Origin of the sequence: Nocardioides furvisabuli (genome assembly GCF_021083185.1) — a bacterium.
In the GTDB taxonomy this organism is placed as follows: Bacteria; Actinomycetota; Actinomycetes; order Propionibacteriales; family Nocardioidaceae; genus Nocardioides; species Nocardioides furvisabuli.
In genome coordinates this window covers 343977-369882 of record NZ_JAIGQB010000002.1, presented here as the reverse complement: position 1 = coordinate 369882, position 25906 = coordinate 343977, and the positions used below count along the sequence as shown (strand labels likewise).

General features: G+C 71.9%; 26 protein-coding genes. 19 read left to right on the top strand and 7 right to left on the bottom strand.

The features are described from left to right. Window positions 1-3: 3 nt before the first annotated feature. From K4G59_RS04970 to K4G59_RS04940, 7 genes are all read left to right on the top strand, one after another. Window positions 4-459 (top strand): SRPBCC family protein, encoded by a 456-nt coding sequence (locus tag K4G59_RS04970; RefSeq protein WP_231249738.1) that lies wholly within the window; start codon window positions 4-6, stop codon window positions 457-459. 255 nt (window positions 460-714) lie between these two features. Further along, entirely contained in the window at window positions 715-1323 is a 609-nt protein-coding gene (locus K4G59_RS04965) for a helix-turn-helix domain-containing protein (RefSeq protein WP_231249737.1), read from the top strand. A gap of 54 nt (window positions 1324-1377) precedes the next feature. Further along, window positions 1378-3069: a dihydroxy-acid dehydratase gene (gene ilvD, locus K4G59_RS04960; RefSeq protein ID WP_231249735.1), complete on the top strand. Its 1692-nt coding sequence runs from the start codon at window positions 1378-1380 to the stop codon at window positions 3067-3069. A 55-nt stretch (window positions 3070-3124) separates the two neighbouring features. After that, on the top strand, window positions 3125-4330 hold the full coding sequence (gene kynU, locus K4G59_RS04955; protein ID WP_231249734.1) for a kynureninase: 1206 nt from the start codon (window positions 3125-3127) through the stop codon (window positions 4328-4330). After that, entirely contained in the window at window positions 4327-5079 is a 753-nt protein-coding gene (locus K4G59_RS04950) for a GNAT family N-acetyltransferase (protein ID WP_231249732.1), read from the top strand. The genes kynU and K4G59_RS04950 overlap by 4 nt, the downstream gene beginning before the upstream one ends. Window position 5080: 1 nt before the next feature. Beyond that, window positions 5081-5497, top strand: a complete 417-nt coding sequence (locus K4G59_RS04945) for a VOC family protein (protein ID WP_231249731.1) — start codon at window positions 5081-5083, stop codon at window positions 5495-5497. Continuing rightward, on the top strand, window positions 5494-5934 hold the full coding sequence (locus K4G59_RS04940) for a deoxycytidylate deaminase (protein WP_231249729.1): 441 nt from the start codon (window positions 5494-5496) through the stop codon (window positions 5932-5934). The genes K4G59_RS04945 and K4G59_RS04940 overlap by 4 nt, the downstream gene beginning before the upstream one ends. On the opposite strand, the gene K4G59_RS04935 is transcribed toward K4G59_RS04940, so the two are convergent. Beyond that, the gene (locus tag K4G59_RS04935) at window positions 5935-6378 is read right to left on the bottom strand and encodes a DUF6973 domain-containing protein (RefSeq protein WP_231249728.1); all 444 of its coding nucleotides are present in this window, start codon (window positions 6376-6378) and stop codon (window positions 5935-5937) included. Between the two features lie 25 nt (window positions 6379-6403). Here K4G59_RS04935 and K4G59_RS04930 point away from each other — a divergent pair, with 25 nt between their 5' ends. The 7 genes from K4G59_RS04930 to K4G59_RS04900 all read left to right on the top strand — a co-directional run bounded on the left by K4G59_RS04930 (window position 6404) and on the right by K4G59_RS04900 (window position 14219). After that, window positions 6404-7420, top strand: coding sequence for a S66 family peptidase (locus tag K4G59_RS04930; RefSeq protein WP_231249726.1), 1017 nt, complete (start codon window positions 6404-6406; stop codon window positions 7418-7420). Window positions 7421-7469: 49 nt separating this feature from the next. Beyond that, window positions 7470-8162 (top strand): 4a-hydroxytetrahydrobiopterin dehydratase, encoded by a 693-nt coding sequence (locus tag K4G59_RS04925; RefSeq protein WP_231249724.1) that lies wholly within the window; start codon window positions 7470-7472, stop codon window positions 8160-8162. A gap of 252 nt (window positions 8163-8414) precedes the next feature. Then, a complete protein-coding gene (locus tag K4G59_RS04920; RefSeq protein ID WP_231249723.1) occupies window positions 8415-10172 on the top strand; it encodes an acetolactate synthase large subunit in 1758 nt (585 codons plus the stop codon). Beyond that, entirely contained in the window at window positions 10172-10726 is a 555-nt protein-coding gene (gene ilvN / locus K4G59_RS04915; RefSeq protein ID WP_231249721.1) for an acetolactate synthase small subunit, read from the top strand. Before K4G59_RS04920 ends, ilvN begins: the two co-directional genes overlap by 1 nt. Window positions 10727-10801: 75 nt before the next feature. Further along, complete coding sequence (gene ilvC, locus K4G59_RS04910; RefSeq protein ID WP_308189348.1) at window positions 10802-11830, top strand: ketol-acid reductoisomerase; 1029 nt, start codon at window positions 10802-10804, stop codon at window positions 11828-11830. Between the two features lie 91 nt (window positions 11831-11921). Next, window positions 11922-13394: a purine-cytosine permease family protein gene (locus K4G59_RS04905; protein ID WP_231249719.1), complete on the top strand. Its 1473-nt coding sequence runs from the start codon at window positions 11922-11924 to the stop codon at window positions 13392-13394. Window positions 13395-13502: 108 nt separating this feature from the next. Further along, window positions 13503-14219: a DsbA family oxidoreductase gene (locus K4G59_RS04900; RefSeq protein WP_231249718.1), complete on the top strand. Its 717-nt coding sequence runs from the start codon at window positions 13503-13505 to the stop codon at window positions 14217-14219. 14 nt (window positions 14220-14233) lie between these two features. On the opposite strand, the gene K4G59_RS04895 is transcribed toward K4G59_RS04900, so the two are convergent. Further along, window positions 14234-14809 carry a YdeI/OmpD-associated family protein gene (locus K4G59_RS04895; RefSeq protein ID WP_231249716.1) on the bottom strand — a complete coding sequence of 192 codons (576 nt, stop codon included), beginning with the start codon at window positions 14807-14809 and terminating at the stop codon, window positions 14234-14236. A 179-nt stretch (window positions 14810-14988) separates the two neighbouring features. Here K4G59_RS04895 and serA point away from each other — a divergent pair, with 179 nt between their 5' ends. Next, complete coding sequence (gene serA, locus K4G59_RS04890; protein ID WP_231249715.1) at window positions 14989-16584, top strand: phosphoglycerate dehydrogenase; 1596 nt, start codon at window positions 14989-14991, stop codon at window positions 16582-16584. Between the two features lie 7 nt (window positions 16585-16591). Here serA and yczR read toward each other — a convergent pair whose 3' ends face one another. Then, window positions 16592-18052 (bottom strand): MocR-like transcription factor YczR, encoded by a 1461-nt coding sequence (yczR, locus tag K4G59_RS04885; protein WP_231249714.1) that lies wholly within the window; start codon window positions 18050-18052, stop codon window positions 16592-16594. Window positions 18053-18113: 61 nt separating this feature from the next. Between yczR and yczE the strand changes: the two genes are divergently transcribed. After that, entirely contained in the window at window positions 18114-18791 is a 678-nt protein-coding gene (gene yczE / locus K4G59_RS04880) for a membrane protein YczE (protein ID WP_231249713.1), read from the top strand. 3 nt (window positions 18792-18794) lie between these two features. Here yczE and K4G59_RS04875 read toward each other — a convergent pair whose 3' ends face one another. The 4 genes from K4G59_RS04875 to K4G59_RS04860 form a co-directional block, all read right to left on the bottom strand. Next, a complete protein-coding gene (locus K4G59_RS04875; RefSeq protein ID WP_231249711.1) occupies window positions 18795-20285 on the bottom strand; it encodes a signal peptidase I in 1491 nt (496 codons plus the stop codon). A 31-nt stretch (window positions 20286-20316) separates the two neighbouring features. Next, window positions 20317-20925, bottom strand: a complete 609-nt coding sequence (locus tag K4G59_RS04870; protein WP_231249710.1) for a hypothetical protein — start codon at window positions 20923-20925, stop codon at window positions 20317-20319. Between the two features lie 109 nt (window positions 20926-21034). Continuing rightward, complete coding sequence (locus tag K4G59_RS04865; protein ID WP_231249708.1) at window positions 21035-22564, bottom strand: gamma-glutamyltransferase; 1530 nt, start codon at window positions 22562-22564, stop codon at window positions 21035-21037. Window positions 22565-22593: 29 nt separating this feature from the next. Further along, window positions 22594-23160, bottom strand: a complete 567-nt coding sequence (locus tag K4G59_RS04860) for an O-methyltransferase (protein ID WP_231249707.1) — start codon at window positions 23158-23160, stop codon at window positions 22594-22596. 399 nt (window positions 23161-23559) lie between these two features. Here K4G59_RS04860 and K4G59_RS04855 point away from each other — a divergent pair, with 399 nt between their 5' ends. From K4G59_RS04855 to K4G59_RS04845, 3 genes are read left to right on the top strand one after another with little or no spacing between them, the layout of a single operon-like run. Next, the gene (locus K4G59_RS04855; RefSeq protein ID WP_231249705.1) at window positions 23560-23700 is read left to right on the top strand and encodes a hypothetical protein; all 141 of its coding nucleotides are present in this window, start codon (window positions 23560-23562) and stop codon (window positions 23698-23700) included. A gap of 10 nt (window positions 23701-23710) precedes the next feature. Continuing rightward, on the top strand, window positions 23711-24802 hold the full coding sequence (locus K4G59_RS04850) for a 3-isopropylmalate dehydrogenase (RefSeq protein WP_231249704.1): 1092 nt from the start codon (window positions 23711-23713) through the stop codon (window positions 24800-24802). A gap of 14 nt (window positions 24803-24816) precedes the next feature. Next, the gene (locus K4G59_RS04845; protein ID WP_231249702.1) at window positions 24817-25890 is read left to right on the top strand and encodes a branched-chain amino acid aminotransferase; all 1074 of its coding nucleotides are present in this window, start codon (window positions 24817-24819) and stop codon (window positions 25888-25890) included. The last annotated feature ends 16 nt before the right edge of the window (window positions 25891-25906 follow it).

Here is a 25906-nt window from a genome sequence, read left to right as displayed (position 1 = left end):
GACATGTCCGACTTCTCCCTCTCCCGCAGCACTCGCGTCCACGCCGCCCCGGCGACGGTCCACGCCCTGATCGATGACTTCCGCGAGTGGACGAAGTGGTCGCCGTGGGAGAACGTCGACCCCGACCTGCTGCGCCACTACACCGGCCCCGCGAGCGGAGTTGGATCGACGTACCGGTGGTCGGGCAATCGCAAGGCGGGCGAGGGCGAGATGCGCATCACCGGCTCGACCCCCACCTCCGTCGTGGTCGACCTCGAGTTCCTCAAGCCCTTCAAGGCCACGAACGTCACCACGTTCCGCCTGGAGCCGGCCGGCGAGGCCACCGACGTGACGTGGACGATGACCGGCACCCGCAACCCCGTCATGGGCCTGATGGGCAGGCTCTTCTTCGACAAGGCCATCGGCCGGGACTTCGAACGGGGCCTGGCCTCCCTGAAGGCCGAAGCCGAGCGAGCCTGATCCACCCCCGCTGCCTCCGGGCCGGACCGGCCCCCGTCGGACCACCCACCCGGACACTCCGGGTTGAGTCGCCCAGAGACTCAACCGGCAGTGCGCGGCGCTGTGCCGCTCGGGCGCCCAGCCGGTAGCCGGGAATCGTCCACAGCGCGACCCTGCCACGCGCGGGTGGGGCAGTCTGTGGATGACGGGTGCGCCGTTGTCGCCACACCTCGCTGGGATGGAGGGAACGACACATCCGACCAATCAGGGGCAGCCATGGAAATGACGGGGACCGTCACGCAGTTCGCGACGAAGGAAGAGCTCGAGTGGCTCGAGATGGGGCCGTTCGACGGGGGCATCCCCGGTCTCGTACGCCGGATCAGGCGGATCCTGGACGTGTCGCAGCGGGGGCTGGCGGCGCGGATCGACGTGTCCCAGTCGGTCGTGGCGCGGTGGGAGACCGGGCGCACCAGCCCGAGGGCGAGTGTGTTGCACGCGCTGCTGAGGCTGGCCGGTCTGGTGCCGAGGGTCCAGAGTGCCGAGACCGGCGAGGAGGTCGGGCCGATGCGCGACGACGGCGCCCGACAGCACGGCGGCAACCGGTTTCCCGCTCACACCGACCTGCGGGTGACCGGCTGGTGGGTGCCGTCCGGGGTGCCGTCGACCTCGAGCAGCCACTACGACTGGATCGACCGGTCGCGGACGGCGAAGGACCCGATGGTCAGGTTCCGCACCTGCGCCCACGACCGTCGGCTCGAGCGCATGGTCCGGGGCACGCCTGTCGATCACCCGTCGCTGCGACAGCTGGCGGCCGAGGCCGAGCACCTCGACGAGCAGCGAGAGGCCAGGCGAGTGGTCTGGGGTCGCAGGGCGTCGGCGGCATGAGCACACGTTGAGACGCTGCTCCACTCGCGGGGAGGGGCGCACTAGCCTGACGGCATGACCCATGCCGCCGACGGACCCGACATCAAGCCCCGCAGCCGCGCCGTGACGGACGGTCTCGAGGCGACCGCGGCACGAGGCATGCTCCGCGCCGTGGGCATGGGTGACGACGACTGGGAGAAGCCGCAGATCGGTGTCGCGTCGAGCTGGAACGAGATCACGCCCTGCAACCTGTCGCTCGACCGGTTGGCCAAGGCGGTGAAGAACGGCGTGCACGCGGCCGGCGGCTACCCGTTGGAGTTCGGCACCATCTCGGTCTCCGACGGCATCTCCATGGGCCACGAGGGCATGCACTTCTCCCTGGTGAGCCGCGAGGTGATCGCGGACTCGGTGGAGACGGTGATGATGGCCGAGCGGCTCGACGGGTCGGTCCTGCTCGCCGGGTGCGACAAGTCGCTGCCCGGCATGCTGATGGCGGCTGCCCGTCTCGACCTGGCCAGCGTCTTCCTCTACGCCGGCACGATCATGCCGGGGCAGGTCGACGGCAAGGACGTCACGATCATCGACGCCTTCGAGGCGGTGGGCGCCTGCCTGGCCGGCAAGATCACCCGCGAGAAGGTCGACGAGATCGAGCGCGCGATCTGCCCCGGCGAGGGCGCCTGCGGTGGTGCCTACACGGCCAACACGATGGCCAGCGTCGCCGAGGCGCTCGGGATGAGCCTCCCCGGCAGCTCCTCGCCGCCGGCGGTGGACCGCCGCCGCGACGGGTTCGCGCACAAGTCCGGCGAGGCCGTCGTGGAGATGTTGCGCCAGGGCATCACCGCGCGCCAGATCATGACCAAGCCAGCCTTCGAGAACGCGATCGCGATGGCGATGGCGCTCGGCGGCTCCACCAACGCCGTCCTCCACCTGCTGGCGATCGCCCGCGAGGCCGAGGTGGACCTGACGCTCGACGACTTCACCCGCATCGGCAAGAACGTCCCGCACCTGGCCGACATGAAGCCGTTCGGTCGCTTCGTGTGGACCGACTTCGACCGCGTCGGCGGCATCCCGGTGCTGCTGCGCGCCCTGCTCGATGCCGGCCACCTGCACGGCGACGTGCTCACCTGCACCGGCAAGACGATGGCGGAGAACCTCGCCGACCTCGACCCGAAGCCCCTCGACGGCGAGATCCTGCGCCAGCTCGAGCGCCCGATCCACGCGACCGGCGGCCTGACCATCCTCAAGGGCTCGCTCGCTCCCGACGGCGCGGTGGTCAAGAGCGCCGGCTTCGACGACTCGACCTTCACCGGCACCGCGCGTGTCTTCGACGGCGAGCGCAAGGCCCTCGACGCCCTCACCGAGGGCCAGATCGAGGCCGGCGACGTCGTGGTCATCCGCTACGAGGGCCCCAAGGGCGGCCCGGGCATGCGCGAGATGCTCGCCATCACCGGCGCGATCAAGGGCGCCGGCCTCGGCAAGGACGTCCTGCTGATCACCGACGGGCGCTTCTCCGGAGGCACGACCGGACTCTGCGTGGGGCACATCGCCCCCGAGGCGAGCGACGGCGGGCCGATCGCGTTCCTCGTCGACGGCGACCAGATCACGCTCGACGTGGCCAACATGTCCCTCGACGTCCACGTCGACGAGGCCGAGCTGGCCCGTCGCGCCGAGGGCTGGGAGCCGCTGCCGCCGAAGTACACCCGCGGCGTGCTCGGCAAGTACCGCAAGGTCGTGCAGTCCGCGGCCCACGGCGCGGTCTGCTACTGACGCGGGCTGGACGTCGGGGACGGACGTCGCCGCGACGACGGATAGGTTGCGGAGCGTGAGCACCGCAACCGACCTCGACGCCGCCGACCCGCTGGCACACTTCCGCGAGCGCTTCGTCGGCGCAGCCTCCGACCTCGTCTACTTCGACGGCAACTCGCTCGGACGGCCCGTCGCGGCGACGGCCGGGCGACTCGGCACGTTCGTCGAGCAGGAGTGGGGCGGGCGCCTCATCCGTGGCTGGGACGAGCGCTGGATGGACCTCCCGACGACCCTCGGGGACGACCTGGCCCGCATCTGCCTGGGCGCTGCCGCTGGCCAGACGGCGGCCGGCGACTCGACCACCGTCTGGCTCTACAAGCTGATGCGGGCCGCGGTCGACCACGTCGCCCGCACCGACCCGGACCGCACCGAGATCGTCATCGACACCGACAACTTCCCGACCGACCGCTACGTCGCCGAGGGGATCGCCGCCGAGCGCGGGCTGTCCCTGCGCTGGATCGAGGTCGACACCTCCGCCGGTGTGACGCCCGAGCAGCTGCGCGAGGTCGTGGGGGAGCGCACGGCACTCGTCGTGCTCAACCACGTGGCCTACCGGTCGGCGTGGCTGGCCGACGCGCCCGAGCTGACCCGGATCGCCCACGACGCGGGCGCGCTGGTGCTCTGGGACCTGTGCCACTCGGCCGGCGCCGTCGAGGTCGAGCTCGACGCCTGGGACGTCGACCTCGCGGTCGGCTGCAGCTACAAGTACCTCAACGGTGGTCCCGGGTCGCCCGCCTTCGGCTACGTCGCCGAGCGGCTCCAGGACGAGCTCACGCAGCCGATCCAGGGCTGGATGGGCCACGCCGACCCGTTCCTGATGGGTCCGGGCTACACACCGGCCGCCGGCATCCGGCGGTTCATCTCCGGCACGCCCCCGATCCTCGGCATGGTCGCGATGCAGGCGATGCTCGAGCTCGTCGAGCAGGCCGGGATCGAGGCGATCCGTGCCAAGTCCGTCGCGCTGACGTCGTACGCCGTCGAGCTCGCCGACGCGGCGCTGCCCGAGGTCACCCTCGCATCGCCGCGCGACCCCGCCCGGCGCGGCGGGCACGTCACGCTCCACCACGACCGGATGCGCGAGGTCACCGCACGCCTGTGGCAGCGCGACGTGATCCCCGACTACCGGGATCCCGGCGGCCTGCGGATCGGGCTGTCCCCGCTGTCCACGTCGTTCGACGAGGTCGAGCGCGGCATCGCCGCTGTTGCGGAGGCCATGCGATGAGCCAGCCCGTAGGAGTGCGGCTCTCCGCGACCCGGACCCGGAACACCAACGACCACGGCCAGCGCATCGGCCGTCCTGTCGACTGGACCCCGGCGAGGGTCCCCGCAAGGGACGCGGTCCTCGAGGGCGGGGGCGTACGCCTCGAGCCGGTCGGCCCGCAGCACGTCGACGACCTGTTCGCGGCCCTGTGCCGCTCCGACGACGACCCCATCTGGACGTACCTGTTCTGGGAGCGCCCCCGCGACCGCGACGAGCTGGCGCGGCTGCTCGACGCCACCCGTGAGGCTGGCCAGGTCACCTTCGCCATCGTGGCCGCCGAGACCGACCGTGCCGTGGGGTTCTGCTCGCTCATGCGCATCGAACCCGCGATGGGCTCGATCGAGGTGGGCGGCATCGCCTTCGGTCGCCAGCTCCAGCGCAGCCGCGCGGCCACGGAGGTGATGGCACTGCTGATGCGCCACGCCTTCGACGACCTCGGCTACCGGCGCTACGAGTGGAAGTGCGACAGCCTCAACGGGCCGTCGCGTCGCGCTGCGATCCGGCTCGGCTTCATCTGGGAGGGTCGCTTCCGCAACGCCGTGGTCTACAAGGGCCGCAACCGCGACACCGACTGGTTCTCGATCACCGACCTCGAGTGGCCGCGGGTCAGCAAGGCCCTCGACGCCTGGCTCGACGACAGCAACTTCGACGACGCGGGACGCCAGCGCACACGCCTGGCCGCACGCCCGCCCGAGAAGACGGAGGACTGACATGGACCAGCGCGTCAGCTTCATCACCCTCGCGGTGTCCGACCTCGGCGCCTCGCGCCGCTTCTACGTCGACGGCCTCGGGTGGGAGCCCGAGCTCGACGAGCCGGACGAGGTCCTCATGTTCCGGGTCGCGGACAAGGTCGTGCTGAGCCTGTGGGACGAGCGCGGCTTCACCGCCGAGATCGGGCACCCGCCCGCGCGCGGCGGCGTACCCCCGATCACGCTCGCCCACAACCTCGCGACCGCCCGCGGCGTCGACACGGTGCTCGAGCAGGCGCGGGTCGCCGGCGCGAGCGAGGTGGGCGAGGCCGCGGAGCGCGAGTGGGGCGGCTACACCGGCTACTTCGCCGACCCGGACGGCTTCCGCTGGGAAGTCGCCTACAACCCCGGCGAGATCGGGCAGTCTGTCCTCCCGTGAGTCAGCCCCCCGCGGTCCCCGGCTGGGACGACTACTTCCTCGGCATCGCCTCGGCCGTCTCGGCGCGCGCGAAGTGCACGCGCCGCCGCGTCGGCGCGGTGCTGACGATCGAGCACCGCATCATCGCGACCGGCTACAACGGCGCAGCGCCCGGCGAGGACGACTGCCTGGCGGGCGCCTGCCCGCGCGGACGCCTGGGGTACGCCGACGTGCCCGGCCTCGGTGACTACGACCGGCCCGGAACGCCCGGCTTCTGCATCGCCATCCACGCCGAGGTCAACGCACTGCTGTTCGCCACGCGCGACACCAAGGGCGCCACCGCCTACATCACCGACCCGCCGTGCCCCGGCTGCCGCAAGGCGCTCGCAGCGGCGGGCGTGGTGCGCGCGGTGTGGCCCGACGGCGAGCACGACCGCGAGGGCCTCACGTCCTGGTGACTACCGCACCCAGACCAGCTCGTCGGCCTCCCACTTCGCCAGCGCCACCGGCACCAGGCTCGCCATCGCCTCGCCGGGGGTGAGTGGCCGTAGGTCCGCGGCGTGCTCGGCGCCGTAGGCCTGGCCCACCTCGTTGTTGTGCACGTCGACGCGCGAGTCCCTGCGGTTCGACGTGCCCGCCTCCTGCGCGGCCGCGATCGCGCGGGCCGCGTCGAGGCCGAAGCGCGCCGTCAGGACGGCCTGCCACATGAAGTGCCGCATCGCGTTGGCGCGCCCGGGCACGCCCCGCCCGTGCTGGGCGGCGCTGGTCATCGCGTCACGGGAGATGCGGAGCGCCTCGAACGTGTCCGAGGTCCCCAGGCCGGCCTTCCTCGCAGCGACGTAGAGGCGCGGCACAGCGCTCGAGGAGTGGATGGCCTGGCCCACGACGTCACCGAAACCCATGGACACAGGGTGTCAGACTCGAGGAATGGACCGTCCGCTCCGCTTCCCGCGCCCGCTACGACCCGGTGACCGCATCGGGGTGACGTCGCCGTCTGCCGGCGTCGAGGGGGCGGGTGCGGCCCGCATCGACTTCTGCGTCGACTGGCTGCGCGGGCGCGGCTACGACGTGGAGGTGGGGGAGTGCATGGACGGCTCCGCCATCACCTCCGCCCCCGCCGCGCAGCGCGCCGCCGAGCTCACCCGGATGCTTGCCGACCCCGACATCGCGTGCGTCGTCCCGCCGTGGGGCGGCGAGACCGCGATCGACCTGGTCGACCTTCTCGACTGGGACGCCCTCGCGGTGGCAGAGCCGACCTGGTTGGTCGGCTACTCGGACATGTCGACGCTGCTCTTGCCGGTCACGACGCGGCTCGGGTGGGCCACGCTGCACGGCGACAACCTCGCGGACACGCCGGTGGAGGTACCCGCCGGCCTGATGCACTGGCTCGACCTCGCCGGCGGCGAGGGCCCGTTCACCCAGAGCGGGTCCGGCCTGGTCGCGACCTGGGTGCGCTTCGAGGAGGACGTCCGGGCCACGCAGTGGCGTCCCGTGTCGAGCGGGGCGTGGCAGGTCGAGGGCGACGGCAGCCTCGACGTGTCGGGGAGGCTCATCGGTGGCTGCATCGAGACGATCGGCCACCTCGCCGGAACGCCGTACGGCGACGTGAGGGGCTGGGCGGAGGCGTTGGACGAGCCGACGATCGTCTACGTCGAGGCCTGCGAGAGCGACGCCGTCGACATCTGCCGCCACCTGCACGGCATGCGGCTGGCCGGCTGGTTCGACCGGGCGGCGGCCGTCCTCGTCGGGCGCACGAACGCCCCCGACCACCGCGAGCTGACGCAGCGCGAGGCGGTGCTGGACGCGCTCGGCCGCCTCGACCTGCCGATCGTCTGGGACCTCGAGATCGGACACGTGCCGCCGCACCTGCCGCTGGTCAACGGGGCCCTGGCGCGCGTCGTGGTCGACGGTGACCGCCAGGAGATCAGCCAGACCCTGGCCTGATCCCGGCAGGGGGTGGCCGCTGTCGGTGGCCCGTGGCAGGGTCGGCCCCATGAGCGACCCGACCGCTGACCCGAAGGCACGGCTGACCCACGACGACGTCCTCGCAGCCGGCCTCGACGACTGGCGCACGGTGCTCAACGGGCTCCGGGCGCGCTTCCGCACCGGCGACTTCGCCACCGGCGTGGCCCTGGTCGACCGGATCGGCGTGGCCGCCGACGAGGCCGACCACCACCCCGACGTCTCGTTGACCTATCCCGAGGTCATCGTCACCCTGTCCAGCCACGACGTCGGCGGCATCACCAGCCGCGACGTCGACCTCGCCCGGCGGATCAGCGGCTTCGCCGCCGAGCTGGGCGCCACGGCGGACGTCTCCGGGCTGACCCAGGTCGAGCCCGGCCTCGACACCGCGGACGGCGCGCGGCTCGCGCCCTTCTACGCCGCGCTCATCGGCGGGGAGGTCCGCGACGGCGAGCCCGTCGACCCCAGCGGCCAGGTGTCGACGCTGTGGTTCCAGGAGCCCGCCACGAGCAAGGACGAGACCGGGCCAGAGCTGCCCGCCCAGGACCACGACCAGCGCTGGCACCTCGACGTGTGGGTGCCGCACGACGAGGCGGAGCGGCGGCTGCAGGCCGTGCTCGACGCCGGCGGGCGGCTGGTCAGCGACGCTGCGGCCCCGTCGTTCTGGGTGGTCGAGGACGCCGACGGCAACCGGTCGTGCATCTGCACCCCGCTGGACCGCTGACGGACACCGACTGGCCACATCGTGGGACTCATGTTCCACATGTTGGGACGACTGTCACACTTGCTTGACGCCGGAGGCCCCCGGCGACGACGGTTGTCGCATGCGCACCGAGATTCTTGTACGCACGCGACGCGTGAGCTGAGGCCCCAGGCCGCAGGCACACGCGTCACCCCTCGTCGCCCACCGGGCCGAGGGGTTTTTTGTTGGGCCGGGCACGGCGGGACACGACGGAACCACGACGGAAGAAGAACCATGACGGAGCAGGGCGGACAGGTCAGCGGATCGGTCACGGGAGCGCAGAGCCTCGTGACGTCCCTGGAGGCGGCCGGTGTGACCGACATCTTCGGCATCCCCGGCGGCGCGATCCTCCCGGCGTACGACCCCCTGATGGACTCCACGCGGATCCGGCACATCCTGGTCCGCCACGAGCAGGGTGCCGGGCACGCCGCGCAGGGGTACGCCTCGGCGACCGGGCGCGTCGGCGTCTGCATGGCCACCTCGGGACCGGGCGCGACGAACCTGGTGACGCCGCTGGCGGACGCGCACATGGACTCGGTGCCGATGGTGGCCGTCACCGGGCAGGTCGGCGCCGCGATGATCGGCACGGACGCCTTCCAGGAGGCTGACATCCGTGGCATCACGATGCCGATCACCAAGCACAACTTCCTGGTCACCGACCCCGCCGACATCCCGCGCACGATCGCCGAGGCCTTCCACATCGCCTCGACCGGTCGCCCCGGCCCGGTGCTGGTCGACGTCGCGAAGTCGGCGCTGCAGGCGCAGACGACGTTCGCCTGGCCGACCGAGCTGCAGCTGCCGGGCTACCGGCCCGTCACCACGCCCCACGCCAAGCAGATCAAGGAGGCCGTGCGCCTGATCCGCGAGGCGCGCCGTCCGGTGCTCTACGTCGGCGGCGGCGTGATCCGCGCCCGCGCGTCGCGCGAGCTGGCCCAGCTGGCGGCGCTCACCGGCATCCCGGTCGTCACCACGTTGATGGCGCGCGGTGCCTTCCCCGACAGCAACCCCCAGCACCTCGGCATGCCCGGCATGCACGGCACGGTGGCCGCCGTCGCGGGCCTGCAGAAGAGCGACCTCATCATCAGCCTCGGAGCGCGGTTCGACGACCGGGTGACGGGCAACCTCGACTCCTTCGCCCCGAACGCTCTGGTCATCCACGCCGACATCGACCCGGCCGAGATCGGCAAGAACCGTCACGCCGACGTGCCGATCGTCGGTGACTGCCGCGAGGTGATCGCCCAGCTGGTCGCCCTGCTCCAGGCCGAGGGCGCCGACGGTGACTACGAGTCGTGGATCGCGTTCCTCGCCGGGCTGAAGAAGAGCTACCCGCTCGGCTACGACGCCCCCGCCGACGGCTCGTTGTCCCCGCAGTACGTCATCGAGCGACTCGGCGCGATCGCCGGTCCCGAGACGATCTTCACCTCGGGGGTCGGCCAGCACCAGATGTGGGCGGCCCACTTCATCGACTACGAGCGGCCCAACACGTGGCTCAATTCCGGTGGCCTCGGCACGATGGGCTTCTCGGTGCCGGCAGCGATGGGCGCCAAGGTCGGCATGCCCGACTCGACGGTGTGGGCGATCGACGGTGACGGCTGCTTCCAGATGACCAACCAGGAGCTCGCCACCTGCGCGATCAACGACATCCCCATCAAGGTCGCGATCATCAACAACGAGTCGCTCGGCATGGTGCGCCAGTGGCAGACGCTGTTCTACAACGAGCGCTACTCCAACACCGACCTGCACTCCAAGCGGATCCCCGACTTCGTCAAGCTCGCCGACGCCTACGGCTGCGTGGGCCTCGCGTGCGAGTCGCCCGAGGAGGTCGACGCCACCATCGAGAAGGCGATGGCGATCGACGACCAGCCGGTCGTGGTCGACTTCCGTGTCCACCGTGACGCGATGGTCTGGCCGATGGTCGCCGCCGGCAGCAGCAACGACGAGATCCAGTACGCGCGCGACCTCGCGCCCCAGTTCGACGAGGATGACCTGTGATGAGCAGCAAGCACACCCTGTCCGTCCTGGTCGAGAACAAGCCCGGCGTCCTGGCCCGCATCGCCGGGCTGTTCTCGCGCCGCGGCTTCAACATCGACAGCCTCGCCGTCGGCCCGACCGAGCATCCGGAGATCTCGCGGATGACCATCGTGGTCAACGTCGAGGAGTCGCCGCTCGAGCAGGTCACCAAGCAGCTCAACAAGCTCGTCGAGGTCATCAAGATCGTCGAGCTCGACGGCTCCGCCTCGGTCAACCGCGAGCTCCTGCTCGTCAAGGTCCGCGCCGACGCCACCACGCGCGGTGCGGTCCTCGACGCCGTCCAGCTGTTCCGCGCCAAGGTGGTCGACGTCGCGCCGGACGCCGTGACCGTGCAGGCCGTCGGCAACGCCGACAAGCTGGCCGACCTGCTGCGCGTGCTGGAGCCCTTCGGCATCCGCGAGCTCGTCCAGTCCGGCATGGTGGCGATCGGTCGCGGCTCGCGCTCGATCAGCGAGCGCCCGCAGCGCACCGTCACCGTCCCCGCCCCGGTTTCCGCGATCACGATCGCCCACTGACCCGATCTCGACCCGCCGCCCCTCGCGGCTGCTCGATCACCGAGTTCCACCCCAACCCATGAAGGAGAGCCCCCAGTGGCTGAGATGTTCTACGACGACGACGCCGACCTGAGCCTGATCCAGGGCAAGAACGTCGCGGTGATCGGCTACGGCAGCCAGGGCCACGCCCACGCGCTGTCCCTGCGCGACTCCGGCGTCGACGTCCGGATCGGCCTGCAGCCCGGGTCGAGGAGCCGGGACAAGGCCGAGGCCGAGGGCCTGCGCGTCCTCACACCCCGCGAGGCAGCGGAGGAGGCCGACCTCATCGTCATCCTCGCGCCCGACCAGCACCAGCGCAAGCTCTACGCCGAGGAGATCGAGCCCGCCCTCACCCCCGGCGACACCCTCGTCTTCGGCCACGGCTTCAACATCCGCTTCGGCTACATCACCCCGCCCGCCGGCGTCGACGTCTTCATGGTCGCGCCGAAGGGCCCCGGTCACCTCGTGCGTCGCGAGTACGTCGACGGGCGCGGCGTGCCGGTCCTCGTCGCGGTGGAGAAGGACGAGTCCGGCAAGGCCTGGGACCTCGCGCTGTCCTACGCCAAGGCGATCGGCGGCCTGCGCGCCGGCGGCATCAGGACCACCTTCACCGAGGAGACCGAGACCGACCTGTTCGGTGAGCAGGCCGTGCTCTGCGGCGGCGCCTCGCAGCTCGTGCAGTACGGCTTCGAGGTGCTCACCGAGGCCGGCTACCAGCCCGAGGTGGCCTACTTCGAGTGCCTCCACGAGCTCAAGCTCATCGTCGACCTGATGTACGAGGGCGGCATCGCCAAGCAGCGCTGGTCGGTCTCCGACACCGCCGAGTTCGGTGACTACGTCTCCGGTCCGCGCGTGATCACCCCGGACGTGAAGAAGAACATGGAGGACGTGCTCGCCGACATCAAGAACGGCGCGTTCGCCGAGCGCTTCATCACCGACATGGACAACGGGTCGCCGGAGTTCACCGAGTTCCGCAAGAAGGGGGAGTCCCACCCCATCGAGCAGACCGGCCGCGAGCTGCGCAAGCTCATGGCCTGGGTGAAGTCCCACGACACCGACTACGTCGAGGGCACCGCCGCGCGCTGACGCGACACCCGCGCACACCTCGTACGGCGCGCCGGGCAGGACCGACCTCCTGCGCGGCGCGCCGTCGCCGTTCCGGGCCTACCCTTCACCCATGAGCGACACAGCGACCACCGGCTCGGGGCTGGAGCAGACGCGCCGTCTCGGCGTGGAGAGCACCGGGATCGAGATCATCGAGGAGTCGGCGCGGACCGCTCGGCCCCGCGACCTGTTCTGGCCGTGGTTCGCCGCCAACGTGTCGGTCTTCGGCCTGAGCTACGCCTCGTTCGTCCTCTACTTCGGGATCTCGTTCTGGCAGGGCGTGCTGGTGTCGGTCGTCGGGATCGTCGTGTCCTTCGCCCTGTGCGGCGTCATCGCGATCGCCGGCAAGCGCGGCTCGGCACCCACGATGATCCTCAGCCGCGCGGCGTTCGGCGTGCAGGGCCAGAAGGTGCCCGGCGTGATCTCGTGGCTGGTCTCGATCGGTTGGGAGACCTTCCTCGCCATCCTCGCGGTCCTGGCGACGTCGACGATCTTCACGCGTCTCGGGTGGGGCGGCGGCACCGGGACCAAGATCGTGGCGGCAGTGGTGGTCGCCGCGCTCATCGTCGCCGCGAGCGTCGCGGGCTACCACGTCATCATGCGGATGCAGTCGGTGCTGACGTGGATCACCGGGGCGGTGACCGTGCTCTACATGGCGCTCACCCTCGACGACATCGACTGGTCGGCCGTGCAGGCCGTTCCGGCCGGTTCCACCCAGGCGGTGATCGGCGCGCTCGTGATGGTGATGACCGGCTTCGGCCTCGGTTGGATCAACATCGCGGCCGACTGGTCGCGCTACCAGAAGCGCACCGCCTCCGGTCCGTCGATCGTCGCCTGGAACACGTTCGGCGGCGCGCTCGCCCCGGTGGTGCTGGTCCTCTTCGGGCTTGCCCTGGCGGGTTCCTCGGCCGAGATCCTTGACGGCGTGGCGGACGACCCGATCGGCACCCTGGCCACCCTGCTCCCGACCTGGTTCCTCGTCCCGTTCCTGCTCGCCGCAGTCCTCTCGCTGGTCAGCGGTGCCGTGCTCGGCATCTACTCCTCGGGCCTCACGCTGCTCTCGCTCGGAGTGAGGCTCACGCGCCCGCAGGCCGCGGCCGTCGACGGCCTGCTGCTGACGCTCGGCACGTTCTACGTCGTGTTCATCGCCGAGGACTTCGCCGGACCCTTCCAGAGCTTCCTGATCACCCTCGGCGTCCCGCTCGCGGCGTGGGCCGGGATCATGATCGCCGACCTCGCCCTGCGCCGTCGCGACTACGACGACGAGGCGCTCTTCGACGCCTCCGGCCGCTACGGCGCCTTCGACTGGACCTCGATCGCCACGATGGCGTTCGCCTCGCTCGTCGGTTGGGGCCTGGTCATCAACTCGTTCAGCGACGCCGCCTCGTGGAACAACTGGCAGGGCTACCTCCTCGGCCCGCTGGGCCTCGGCGGACGCGACGGCGCGTGGGCGTTCGCCAACCTCGGCGTCCTGTTCTCCCTGGTCATCGGCCTGGCCGGCGGCTACCTCCTGCGGCGGCACGCGGTCGCGCGCCAGGAGTCCTGACCTCCGCTGCCCGGGCGCGACACGCCCGGGATACGGGTTGAGTCTCCCAGCGACTCGACCCCGAGCACGCGCGGGAACAGCTCGTCCGATGCCGGTGTTGAGGCACACGTGTTGATCGAGATCTGGTCCGACGTCGTCTGCCCGTGGTGCTACATCGGCAAGCGCCGCATCGAGAACGCGCTGGCCGCGTTCGACCACGCCGACGAGGTGGAGGTGCACTGGCGCTCCTACCAGCTCGACCCCGGCGCACCCACCGAGCCGACCGAGCGCGCGGTGACGATGATCGCCCGCAAGTACGGTCAGTCGGCCGCCGGTGCGCAGCAGATGCAGGACCGCGTGGAGGCAGTCGCGGCCGAGGAGCGGTTGGTCTACCGGCTCTCGCAGACCCTCCACCTCAACACCGTCGACGCGCACCGCCTGATCCACCTCGGTCACGCCGCAGGTGGCAACGAGCTGCAGGGCCGGGTCAAGGAGGCGCTGCTCGCGGCGTACTTCACCGAGGCACGCAACGTCGCCGATCACGCGGTGCTGCGCGAGGTCGCGGTCGGCGCGGGACTCGACGCCGCGCGCGTCGACGAGGTGCTGGCCTCCCGTGAGTTCGAGGCCGACGTGCACGCCGACATCGAGCAGGCGCAGGCCTACGGCGCCGGCGGGGTGCCGTTCTTCGTCGTCGACCAGAAGTACGGCGTCTCCGGGGCGCAGCCGACGGAGACGTTCACCCAGGTGCTCGAGCGGGCGTGGTCGGAGTCGCACCCCCGGATCGAGGTGCTCGCCACCGGCGGCGAAGGCGCCGAGGAGTGTGGCCCCGACGGCTGCCCCGTCTGAGGCACGGCCGGGTCCTAGGGGCGGGACTTCTCCCCACGGGCCGCCTTCTCGGCCGTGGCGGCCACGCGCGCTGCGCGGGTCTCGGGCCGCCTGGCCAGCACGATCCACGTCAGGATCATCTTCTGCGCGGACGCCGACCACGAGTCCCAGTGCTCGCGCGAACCCGGGTGTCGCTCGAAGGCCGCAGCCAAGTCGTCCGGCACCACGCAGTCCTCGACGGCGTCCATCAGCGTCCACATGCCTGACTCCTTGGCGGCCGCGATCGCGGCAGCACCGGCCGGCTCCATCAGACCGGCCTCCTCCAGGCGCGCGACCCGGCCCTTGTTGATCCGGGTCCACATGCTGCCGGGGCGGCGCGGGGCGAACCACTGCATCGAGCGGCGTTCGTCGACGGGTCGCACGGTCGAGTCGACCCAGCCGAAGCGAAGGGCCTCGACGACGGCCGCCTCGTAGGAGAAGGGTCGGTCGCCGGCCCGGCGAGGGCTCACGAGCCACACGCCGGACGGCTGCGCATGGTGCTCGCGCAGCCAGGCGCTCCACTGCTCGACCGCGGTCGGCTCGAGCCGCTCGGCGTCGTCCATCGCACCCATCCGGCCATCGTAGGAGCGCCCCCCGACAGCGCGATGGGACCGACGTGTCAGGGGCGGCGACCTGAGGAGTGGGACGGGTTCGGCCATCATCGGACTCGCGGGTAGTGTGGGCCCGGCACAGCGTCGTGCAGTCCCGGATCTTCCACGATCGTCCGTGATCTTCCACTGAGGAACCCGCTGTGAACGCACCCGCCAAGCCCGTCGTACTCATCGCCGAAGAGCTGAGCCCCGCCACCATCGAGGCGCTCGGTCCCGACTTCGAGATCCGCCACTGCAACGGCGCCGACCGCTCCGAGCTGATCCCCGCGATCGCGGACGTGGACGCGATCCTGGTCCGCTCCGCGACCAAGGTCGACGCCGAGGCGCTCGCTGCGGCGACGAAGCTCAAGGTCGTCGCCCGCGCGGGCGTGGGCCTCGACAACGTCGACGTCAAGGCCTCCACGCAGGCGGGCGTGATGGTGGTCAACGCGCCGACCTCCAACATCGTCAGCGCCGCCGAGCTCGCCGTCGCGCTGATGCTCGCCGCGGCCCGCCACGTCAGCCCCGCGCACGCGGCGCTGAAGAACGGCGAGTGGAAGCGCTCGAAGTACACCGGCATCGAGCTCTACGAGAAGACCGTCGGCATCGTCGGCCTCGGCCGGATCGGCGTCCTGGTCGCCCAGCGCCTCAGCGCGTTCGGCATGAAGGTCATCGCCTACGACCCCTACGTCCAGGCTGGTCGCGCCGCGCAGATGGGCGTACGCCTCGTCGACCTCGACACGCTGCTCACGGAGTCGGACTTCATGAGCGTGCACCTGCCGAAGACGCCCGAGACGGTCGGTCTCATCGGGGCCGAGCAGCTCGCGGCCGCCAAGCAGAGCCTCGTCCTGGTCAACGCCGCCCGCGGCGGCATCGTCGACGAGGCCGCCCTCTACGACGCACTCAAGACCGGACAGATCGCCGCCGCCGGCCTCGACGTCTTCGCCAGCGAGCCGTGCACCGACAGCCCGCTCTTCGAGCTGGAGAACGTCGTCGCGACGCCCCACCTCGGTGCGTCCACCGACGAGGCGCAGGAGAAGGCCGGCATCGCCGTGGCTCGCTCGGTGCGCCTCGCGCTCAGCGGCGAGCTCGTGCCCGACGCGGTGAACGTCCAGGGGGGCGTCATCGCCGAGGACGTACGACCCGGCATCCCGCTGACCGAGAAGCTCGGCCGCGTCTTCACCGCGCTGGCCGGCGAGGTCGCGAGTGCGCTCGACGTGGAGGTGCGCGGCGAGATCACCGAGTACGACGTCAAGGTGCTCGAGCTGGCCGCCCTCAAGGGCGTCTTCGCCGACATCGTCGAGGAGCAGGTCTCCTACGTCAACGCGCCGCTCCTCGCCGCCGAGCGCGGCACCGAGGTGCGCCTGGTGACGGAGTCGGAGAGCCCCGACCACCGCAACCTGATCACGCTGCGCGGCACGCTCGCCGACGGCACCCAGGTCTCCGTGAGCGGCACCCTCGTGGGTCTCGCGCAGAAGGAGCGCCTGGTCGAGGTCAACGGCTTCGACGTCGACATCGAGCCCACCACCCACCTGGCCTTCCTCACCTACGAGGACCGTCCGGGCATGGTCGGCACCGTCGGCGGGATCCTGGGCGCAGCCGCGGTCAACATCGCCGGCATGCAGGTCTCGCGCCAGGACAAGGGCGGCGCCGCCCTCGTCGCCCTCAGCGTCGACTCGGCCATCCCGGCCGAGACGCTCGCCGAGATCGAGACGGCCATGCAGGCCGCCTCGGTGCGCGCGGTCGACCTGACCTGAGCCTGACCTACGCGACCATCACTCGGCCGGCACCTGCCCGGCGCGACCGGCTCGACGCCGGCCGGGTGGTGGTCGACACGTGCTCCCACGCGGCGGCGAGTCGGCGTACGGCCTCGGTGAGCGTCTCCGGCGTTGCGGTCCACGGGATCCGGACGTAGCGGTCGAGGCCGCCCTCGACGGCGAAGACCGGCCCGGGGGCGACCACCACGCCGCGCCGCTCGGCCTCGGCCGAGGTGGCGCTGCCGAGCGCCTCGGGCAGCTCGCACCACAGCGCCAGCCCCCCGTCCGGGACCCGGAAGCGCCACTCCGGCAGGTGCTCGCGCACGGCCGCCACCAGCGCGTCGCGCCCGGCCACCAGGCGCTCGCGGTGCCGGGGGAGCACCTCGTCGGCGTGGTCCATCAGGTCTGCCAGCACGAGCTGCTCGAAGACCGGGGCTCCGAGGTCGAGGCCGATGCGCGCGTGGATGAGGCGGTCCATGTCCGCGAGCGGCGCGCGCACCCAGCCCAACCGCAGCCCGCCCCAGAAGGACTTGCTCGCGCTGCCGATGGTGATCGCGTCGTCGGCGTACGCCGCCAGCGGCCGCGGCATCGCTGCCGCGAGCCCGGGCGTGAGCGCCAGGGCCTGGTGGGCCTCGTCGGCGACGACCACGGTGCGGGTGCGGGCCAGCGCGGTGGCGAGCTCCTCGCGCTGCGCCTCCGACATCAGGTGCCCGGTGGGGTTCTGGAAGTCGGGGATCAGGTAGGCCAGGCGCGGTGACGACTGCCGCAGCGTCGCCGCGAGCGCGTCGAGGTCCCAGCCGTCGGGGTCGACCGCCGCGGGGACCAGCCGGGCGCCCGCGTGGCGCACGGCCTGGGTCGCGTTGGGGTAGGTCGGCGACTCCACCACGACCCGGTCGCCGGGGGAGGTGCTGGCCTGCGCGACGATCGACGCGGCGGCGAGCGCGCCGGCGGTGACCATGACCTGCTCCGGCACCGTGGGCAGCCCGCGGGCGTCGTACGCCGCCGCGATCCGCGCCTGCAGCGCCGGGACCCCGAGCGGGAAGTAGCCCGGGCCGCTGAGGTAGGCCGGCAGCTCCTCGGTCGCGCGCTGGTAGGCCTCGACCAGGCCCGGCGGCGCCGAGTGCGCGGCACAGTTCAGGTCGATGACGTCCTCGCCCCCGGTCCCGGGCAGGAGCGAGCGGTCGTGGGCGCGGCGGTGCCCGCCCGGCACGGTGGTGAAGGTCCCCGATCCACGCCGCGCCTCGGCGTACCCCGCCTCGCGCAGCACCTCGTAGGCCCGCGTGACCGTGGTGCGGGAGACGTCGAGCACGCCGGTGAGCTCGCGCTCGCTCGGCAGGCGTACGCCGATCCCGATCCGTCCGTCGCCGATGAGCACGCGAAGGCTCTCCGCGAGCCCGAGGTAGGCGGGTGAGCGAGGGAAGTCGCCGGTCAGAGTGGCTACGCGCTGGGCACTGATCACCGGGCTCATGCAGGCCACTGTTCCATGATTGGCTATGTCGGACAAGGCCAATCGCGACCATCATGGATGCATGAGCACCACGCCCTGCGACGTCCCCACCGGCACTGCGATCGCCCCTCGCGGCGGGCTGGTCGACCTCGGCCCGCTCGCGCAGCTGCGCGCCGGACGCCTGGCGCGACGCCTGCCCCAGCTCTACGTCGGGCTGTTCCTCTACGGCGTCTCCCTCGCGATGATGGTGCGCGGTGCGCTCGGGCTCGCGCCGTGGGACGTGCTGCACTCCGGCTTCGTGCGCCACGTGCCGATGTCGCTGGGCACGGCCGTCGTGCTCTTCAGCTTCGTGGTGCTGGTGCTCTGGATCCCGCTGCGCGAGGTGCCCGGACTGGGCACCATCAGCAACGCGTTCGTCGTCGGCCTCTCCGCCGACGCGACGCTCGCGGTGCTGGTCCAGCCCGACGCGATGACGGCGCGCCTCGCGCTCATGGTCGGCGGTGTGGTGCTGTGCGGCCTGGCGAGCGCCCTCTACATCGGCGCCCAGCTGGGTCGCGGGCCCCGTGACGGCCTGATGACCGGACTCGCCCGCCGCACCGGGCTGTCGCTCCGGCTGGTCCGCACCGGGCTGGAGGTCACCGTCGTGGTGATCGGCCTGCTCCTCGGCGGCGTGCTGGGGATCGGCACCGTCGCCTACGCCCTCGCGATCGGCCCGCTCACGCAGCTGATGCTGCCGTGGTTCACCGTCGACCTGGACTGAGGCCTAGCGTGCCGCCCAGTGCGCCGCGACCCTCGAGGCGGAGAGCGTGGAGTGGTAGATCGCGACGTTGTCGAGGTCGCCTGTGAACGACGCGGTGAAGCCGTTCTGGTTGCCCGTGCTGCCCTGCCCCACCCGCCAGTACCCCGGGTAGGTGTCGACGTAGGAGCTCGTCCCGCTGACGACGCGCACCCCGTCGACGTAGACCGTCGAGAAGCGCGACGAGGTGCTCGTGACGACCAGGTGGTGCCACGCGCCGTCGTTGTAGGACGCGGCAGTGGTGAGGGGAAGGCCCCCGTTCTTCCAGGCGCCGAAGGTGATGTGCCCGGACGGCGTCATGGTCACGATCCGGTCCGCGGTCGCGCCACGCCAGTTGTCGTCCCGGTCGTCCTCGAAGCCGGCGAGGTGGCTCGACGAGGTGGAGGTCGTGCGGAACCACAGCTCGATCGAGTACGCCGACGGCGCGACGACGGGCTGCGTGCCGAGGACCACGCGGCCGCCGGCGTTGGACACCGCGGTGCCGGGGTTGCGCGGCAGCGCCCCGGGCGTGCCGAGGGCGAGGTGGCCGTAGTACTGCCCGGTGCGGTCGTTGCCCGACCGGTCCGAGGCGTACTGGCCGCTGGTCTCGTCGAGCAGCCAGAGGCCGAACGGCTGGTCGTTCAGGACCTCGGTGACGTAGGGCTGGGTCCAGAAGCCGGCCGTCCACGCCGACCCGCTGTTCCTGGTGTGCCCGGTGAAGCCGGCGCCGGCGGTCGAGGCGAGGGTGCCGACCACGACCAGCGAGGCCACGGCCAGCAGCGGGGTGCGCGAGCGACGTACGCCGTTTCTGGGCGGTGGCCCGGTCGCGGTCCCGCCCGGTCCGGACGGCCCGCCACGAGGCGGCCGCGGGGAGAACCGGTCGCGGACGAGCCGGAGCAGCCGCCACCGCGGCGGCTCGCCCTCGAGCCTCCGGGTGGCGAGCGCGAACGCTGCCGCCGTCAGGAGCAGCCACGCAGCGAGCCGGAGCCACTGGCCGGTCTGGAACCACGTGACCGGCAGGCCGACGTGGGGGACCAGGAGCACGGCGGTCGCGCGGATGTCCCTGCTCGGGAGCGGGGCGACGTCGGTGAGCTCGTTGGCGTCGCCCGCGGTGGTGTAGTCGCCGTCGTCGCGGAGCTCGACGATGCGGTGGACCATCAGGTGCGGGCTGGTCGCGGCCGGGGCGTCGTAGACGAAGACCCGCCCGACCCGGACGCGCTGGTCCTCGGTCCAGGGCTTGGCGACGACGACGTCGCCGACCGCGATGGAGGGCTCCATCGACCCGGAGCGCACGACGTAGGACCCCCACCCGAATGCGACAGGAGCGGTCGCGACGACCACCAGCCCGAGGACGAAGGTCCGGTAGATGCGGGCCAGCAGCACCGCCGCGAGACGGGTCCAGTCGCGGACCTCCGACGTGTGCCCGGGCGTGGAGGCGGGACGGCGGAGGTCCGCGTCGAGGACGGAGGTGGCGGTCATGGAGACGTCATCGGAACGGGTGCAGTGCCTGTCAGTTGCTCTGCATCTCCCACTGCATGTCGATGCCGGTCTTGGCCCCCTGCATGGCGTCGATCTGGGCCTGGCTCATGCCGGTGGTGTCGAACTTCCAGGTCATCCGGTAGGTCTTGGACGAGACGCCGGTGGGCACCGCCCAGCCGCCGAACCCGGTCTCGAAGGTGTTGACCTGCGCGATGCTCGACAGGGGGGCGTCGCTGACGTGGGGCGCACCCACGGCGGTGAAGCCCGTGCAGTCGGCGAACGAGCCTCCGTTGCCGGACTCGATGGTGACCTTCACGCGGTCCTCGAGCTTCGCGGTGGACGTGACGGGGTTGATGGCGTAGCCCTTGACGGTGCTCGGGACCGAGGCGTCCGCGGTGACGGTGATGCACCTGGTCTGGGTGTCGCCCGGCAGCATGTTGGCGACGCGGAAGCGAGCGGCGCCGTTGTCGTCGTCGGTGAGCTTCACCGAGCCGGTGGCCCACTCGTTGCCCGAGTTGCGGGTCTGGCCGGTGAAGGCGGCGTACGACGCCTGGTAGACGGACGCGCCGAGCGCGACGAGGGCGAGGGGGGTGGCGACGACGGCGAGGGCCTGGGTCGTCTTCTGGCCGGGGGACTTCATGGCGAGGGATTCCTTCGTGACGCGGGAGCAGGCAGCCGGTGCTGCCCGCCGGGGCAGCCACACCCTAGGAACGGGACGTCCAAGAAATCTGCCGAACGAGTAACAAACATCACACGGATGGTGGCGTCGAGCTGCCGGCCGCTCGACTCGGAGACGGTGGGTGCCAGGAGCTGATGAGCCGGGACACGCCGTCGCGCCGCGGGTCCGCGACCGCCTCGAGGTGCCCGTCGGCGCCGGTGAGCGCCGCTCCCACCCCGCCGTAGTACATCGACGGCTCGTGCTCGACGCGCACCTCCTCGTCGGGCAGGCCGGCCCGGTGGACGTGCACGCGCGGGTGCGCGACGGCGGCCGCGAGGTCGAGGTCTCCGTTGACGAAGCCCGCCAGGGCCGACACCACGGCCGTCGTGATGCGGTCCGCGCCCGGCGAGCCGATGGCCAGGGTGGCGCCGTCGTCGTGCCGACCGACGGTGGGCGCCATGTTCGACAGCAGCCGCGCCCCGGGCGCCACCGTGCGACCGGGCGGGTTGAGCTCCTGCTCACCGAGGCAGTTGTTGAGCCAGATGCCGGTGCCGGCGGCGATCATCCCGGCGCCGTAGCCCGACGACACGGTGATCGAGCAGGCGGCACCCTCGGCGTCGGTGACCGACACGTGCGCGGTCGACCCCGACTCCAGCACCGCGCGGTGGTCGGCGTCGACTCGGTCCAGCCACGCCCGCGACGCCGCGTCCAGGCCGGACGCCGTCTCGAGCACCTCGCGCCGGTGGCCCAGCACCGCGCGCTGCACCCGCACGAGGTGCGCCACGTCGGCGTCGTCCCACCCGGCGAGCGGGTGTCCGTCGAGGAGCCGCAGCATCGAGGCGACCACGACTCCGCCCACCGACGGGGGAGGGGTGGTGGCGAGGCGCCAGCCTCCGACGCGGGTCGTCAGTGGCGCGCGCACGACCGGGGCGTACGCCGCCAGGTCGGCCGCGCCGAGCAGCCCGCCGCGCGCCTGCAGGTCCGCGGCCAGGAGCGCAGCCAGGTCCCCCTCGTGCAGGGCGCGGGGCCCGGCGTCGGAAACGTGCTCGAGGGTGCCGGCGAGGTCCGCGACCACCACCCGGTCCGCGGTCACCCGGCCGTCCTCGTCGTGCAGCGCCTCGTGGCTGGCGCGGTCCCAGCCGAAGACGGTCTCGTGGACGTGGTCGAGGTAGTAGCGCGACGCCGCACCTAGCCGGAAGCCGCCGCGCGCCACGTCGAGCGCCGGTGCCACGAGCTCACGCCACGGCAGCCGTCCGTCGCGGGCGTGCGCCTCGCCGAAGGCCGCCAGCGAGCCGTGCGTGGCGACCGAGCCCGGTCCGATGGTGATCGTCACCCCGCCGCCGTAGGCCGTCGTCACGTCCCAGGTGCGTGACGGCTCCGCGTCGGGCGCGCGTCCGATCCCGGGACGGTCGACCCACCCGTCCACGGTGTACGCCGCTCCTGCCGCCGGCTGCACGGCCACGAACCCGCCCGAGCTGAGGGAGACGAGGCCGACCTCGTTGACCATGGCGACCAGTGCGGCGGCGATCGCGGCGTCCACGGCGGAGCCCCCGGCCCGGGCGACCTGCTCGGCGGCGTCGGCCGCGGCGGGGTTGGGAGCGGCGACGGCCAGTCCGGTCACGGGGCGGTCATCGTGCGGTCATCGACGGGTCAGCGACGCGTCGCGATCACGGCCGAGGCGTCGGCGGCCACCATCACCTCGACCGCGGTGAAGCGGTCGTCGGTGAGCCACTGCTCGCGCAGCGTGTCGACGCGGCCGTAGGTGATCGGCGGCCACGACTCGCACGGAGCGAAGTCGTCGAGCACGACGATGCCGCCGGGCTCGACGAGGTCGATCACCGACTCCACACCCACCTCCGACGGGGAGCCGGAGTCGAGGAAGAGCAGCGAGAAGGGCCCGCGGTCGCGCAGCACGTTCCAGTTGGCCGCGAGCACCTCGACGCATCCGTCGTCGTCGAAGATCTTCGCCGCCGCGCCGGCCAACGACTCGTCGAGCTCGGCGGTCAGGATCCGCGCCCCGTTGCGTACGCCGCTGCGCAGCCATGCGGTGCCGACGCCGCAGCCGGTGCCGAACTCGGCCATCGTGCCGCCGCGCGTCGCGGCGAGCGTGGCCAGCAGCCGGCCGGTCTCGTTGCGGCAGAAGGCGACGTAGCCGGCCTGGCGGCACACGTCGAAGGCGCGCTGGACGACGTCGGGGAGATCAGGGGGAGCAGACATGAGGTCGCCGAGTCTGTCACCGATCGCCGGGTGTCTCGGTGACCGGTCCGGAGTCTCACGATCTGACACGTTCCCGGAAAGCGGATGCGCGCGTCCGCTGGGCGGTCGTACAGTCGTCCCATCATGCGGAGCGTCTTCGTACTTATCGTTCGCCGCGGCGGGGCCTGACAGAAGGCCACCTCGTCGCGGTGTTCGGCGTTGACGAGGTTCCGCCGCCCGGCCTTCTTCGACTCAGTCGAGCTCGAAGCCGCCGCCTCTGCGGCGGGTCCGCCAGTCACGCGTGATCCGCCCTCCTGCCGGCCGGCAGCCGGATGTCCGGGCGATCCCCGCGGCACCCCCGCTCCCTCACCCGCCGCGGTGTCGGTGGCTTCGGGCTCACGACACTCAGGAGTGAGACCCATGTACGACCTGTATCCCGACGCCTGGGGCCCGGCGGCCCACGACCCCGAGAACCCCCGCAGCCTCGAGAACACCGCGGCCGCCGTGCAGACCGCGCTTGACCTGCGAGACAACGGCGGCATGCGCCCGGACGACAACTAACGTTCGCGGCATGCCAGACGCCCCGCAGACCGTGTCCGACACCGAGAGCTCCCGGAGCCAGACCCTCGCCGTCATCCCCGGCGACGGGATCGGCCCCGAGGTGACCGCCGAGGCCCTCAAGGTCCTCGAGGCGGCCTCCCCGGTGACGTTCGGGTCCACGCGCTACGACCTCGGCGCGGAGCGCTACCTCGCCACCGGCGAGGTGCTGCCCGACTCGGTGCTCGCGGAGATCCGCGGGCACGACGCGATCCTGCTGGGAGCCGTGGGCGGCAAGCCCAACGACCCGAACCTGCCGCCCGGCATCCTCGAGCGCGGGCTGCTGCTCAAGCTGCGCTTCGAGCTCGACCACTACGTCAACCTCCGTCCGTCACGGCTCTTCCCGGGCTCGGCCTCACCCCTGGCCGACTCGGTCCTCGGGCGTGGCGAGATCGACTTCGTCGTCGTGCGCGAGGGCACCGAGGGCCCCTACACGGGCAACGGCGGTGCCCTGCGCGTCGGCACCCCGGCCGAGATCGCCACCGAGGTCTCGGTCAACACCGCGTACGGCGTCGAGCGGGTGGTCCGAGACGCGTTCGCCCGCGCCGAGAAGCGACCGCGCAAGAAGGTGACCCTGGTCCACAAGACCAACGTGCTGACCAACGCCGGCTCGCTGTGGTGGCGCCTCTTCCAGTCGGTCGCCGCGGAGCACCCCGGCGTGGAGACCGACTACATCCACATCGACGCGGCGATGATCTTCATGGTCACCGACCCCGCCCGCTTCGACGTGATCGTCACCGACAACCTCTTCGGCGACATCGTCACCGACCTCGCCGCCGCCATCACCGGTGGCATCGGCCTGGCTGCCTCAGGCAACGTCAACCCGGACCGGACCGCCCCGTCGATGTTCGAGCCTGTCCACGGCTCGGCCCCCGACATCGCCGGGCAGCAGAAGGCCGACCCGACCGCCGCCATCCTCTCCGGCGCGCTGCTGCTCGACCACCTCGGCCACCCCGAGGCCGCGGCGCGGATCGAGTCCGCCGTCCTGGCCGACCTCTCCAAACGCGCGCCCGGCACCACCCGGCGTACGAGCGAGGTCGGGGACGCCATCACCGCCCGACTCTGAGTAGGTTTGCCCCCATGCAGATCAGCACCACCGCGACCACCACGCCCGTCGACGAGGCCCGCCTGGCCGAGATCCTCGCCAACCCGGGCTTCGGCCAGCACTTCACCGACCACATGCTCACGCGTGTGTGGACGCCGGAGCAGGGCTGGCACGACGCGCGCATCACGCCCTACGGCCCCCTGACGCTGGACCCCGCGACCGCGGTGCTGCACTACGCCCAGGAGACCTTCGAGGGCATGAAGGCCTACCGCCACGACGACGGATCGATCTGGACCTTCCGTCCCGAGCAGAACGCCGCGCGGATGGTGCGCTCCTCCCAGCGCCTGGCCTTCCCCGAGCTGCCCGTCGACGACTTCGTGGAGTGCGTCGACGCGCTCGTGGCGGCCGACCAGCGATGGGTGCCCGACAGCGAGGGCGAGAAGTCGCTCTACCTGCGGCCCTTCATGTTCGCCTCCGAGACCTTCCTCGGGGTGCGCCCCGCGCAGCACGTGACCTTCATGGTCATCGCCTCGCCCGCCGGCGCCTACTTCAAGGGCGGCATCAAGCCGGTCAACCTCTGGCTCTCGGAGACCTACACCCGCGCGGGTCGCGGCGGCATGGGCGCGGCCAAGACCGGTGGCAACTACGCCGCGTCGCTGGCAGCGCAGCGCGAGGCCATCGAGCAGGGCTGCGACCAGGTGGTGTTCCTCGACGACCAGGAGTTCCGCTACATCGAGGAGCTCGGCGGGATGAACCTCTTCTTCGTCCACGCCGACGGCCACGTCGTCACCCCCGAGACCGGCACGATCCTCGAGGGCATCACCCGCGCCTCGATCATCGAGCTCGCAGGCAAGCTGGGCCACGCCGTGGAGGAGCGGAAGTTCTCCCTCGACGAGTGGCGTGACGGGGTCGCCTCGGGCGAGATCACCGAGGTCTTCGCCTGCGGCACCGCGGCTGTCGTCACCCCCGTCGGTGAGCTCCGCTCGCCGCAGGGCGTGACTCCCGCACCGGCGAGCACCGAGCTGACGATGCGGATCCGCGAGGCGCTGGTGGGCATGCAGTTCGGCCGCACCGAGGACACGTTCGGCTGGATGCACCGGGTGGTCTGACCGACGCCACCCGGCC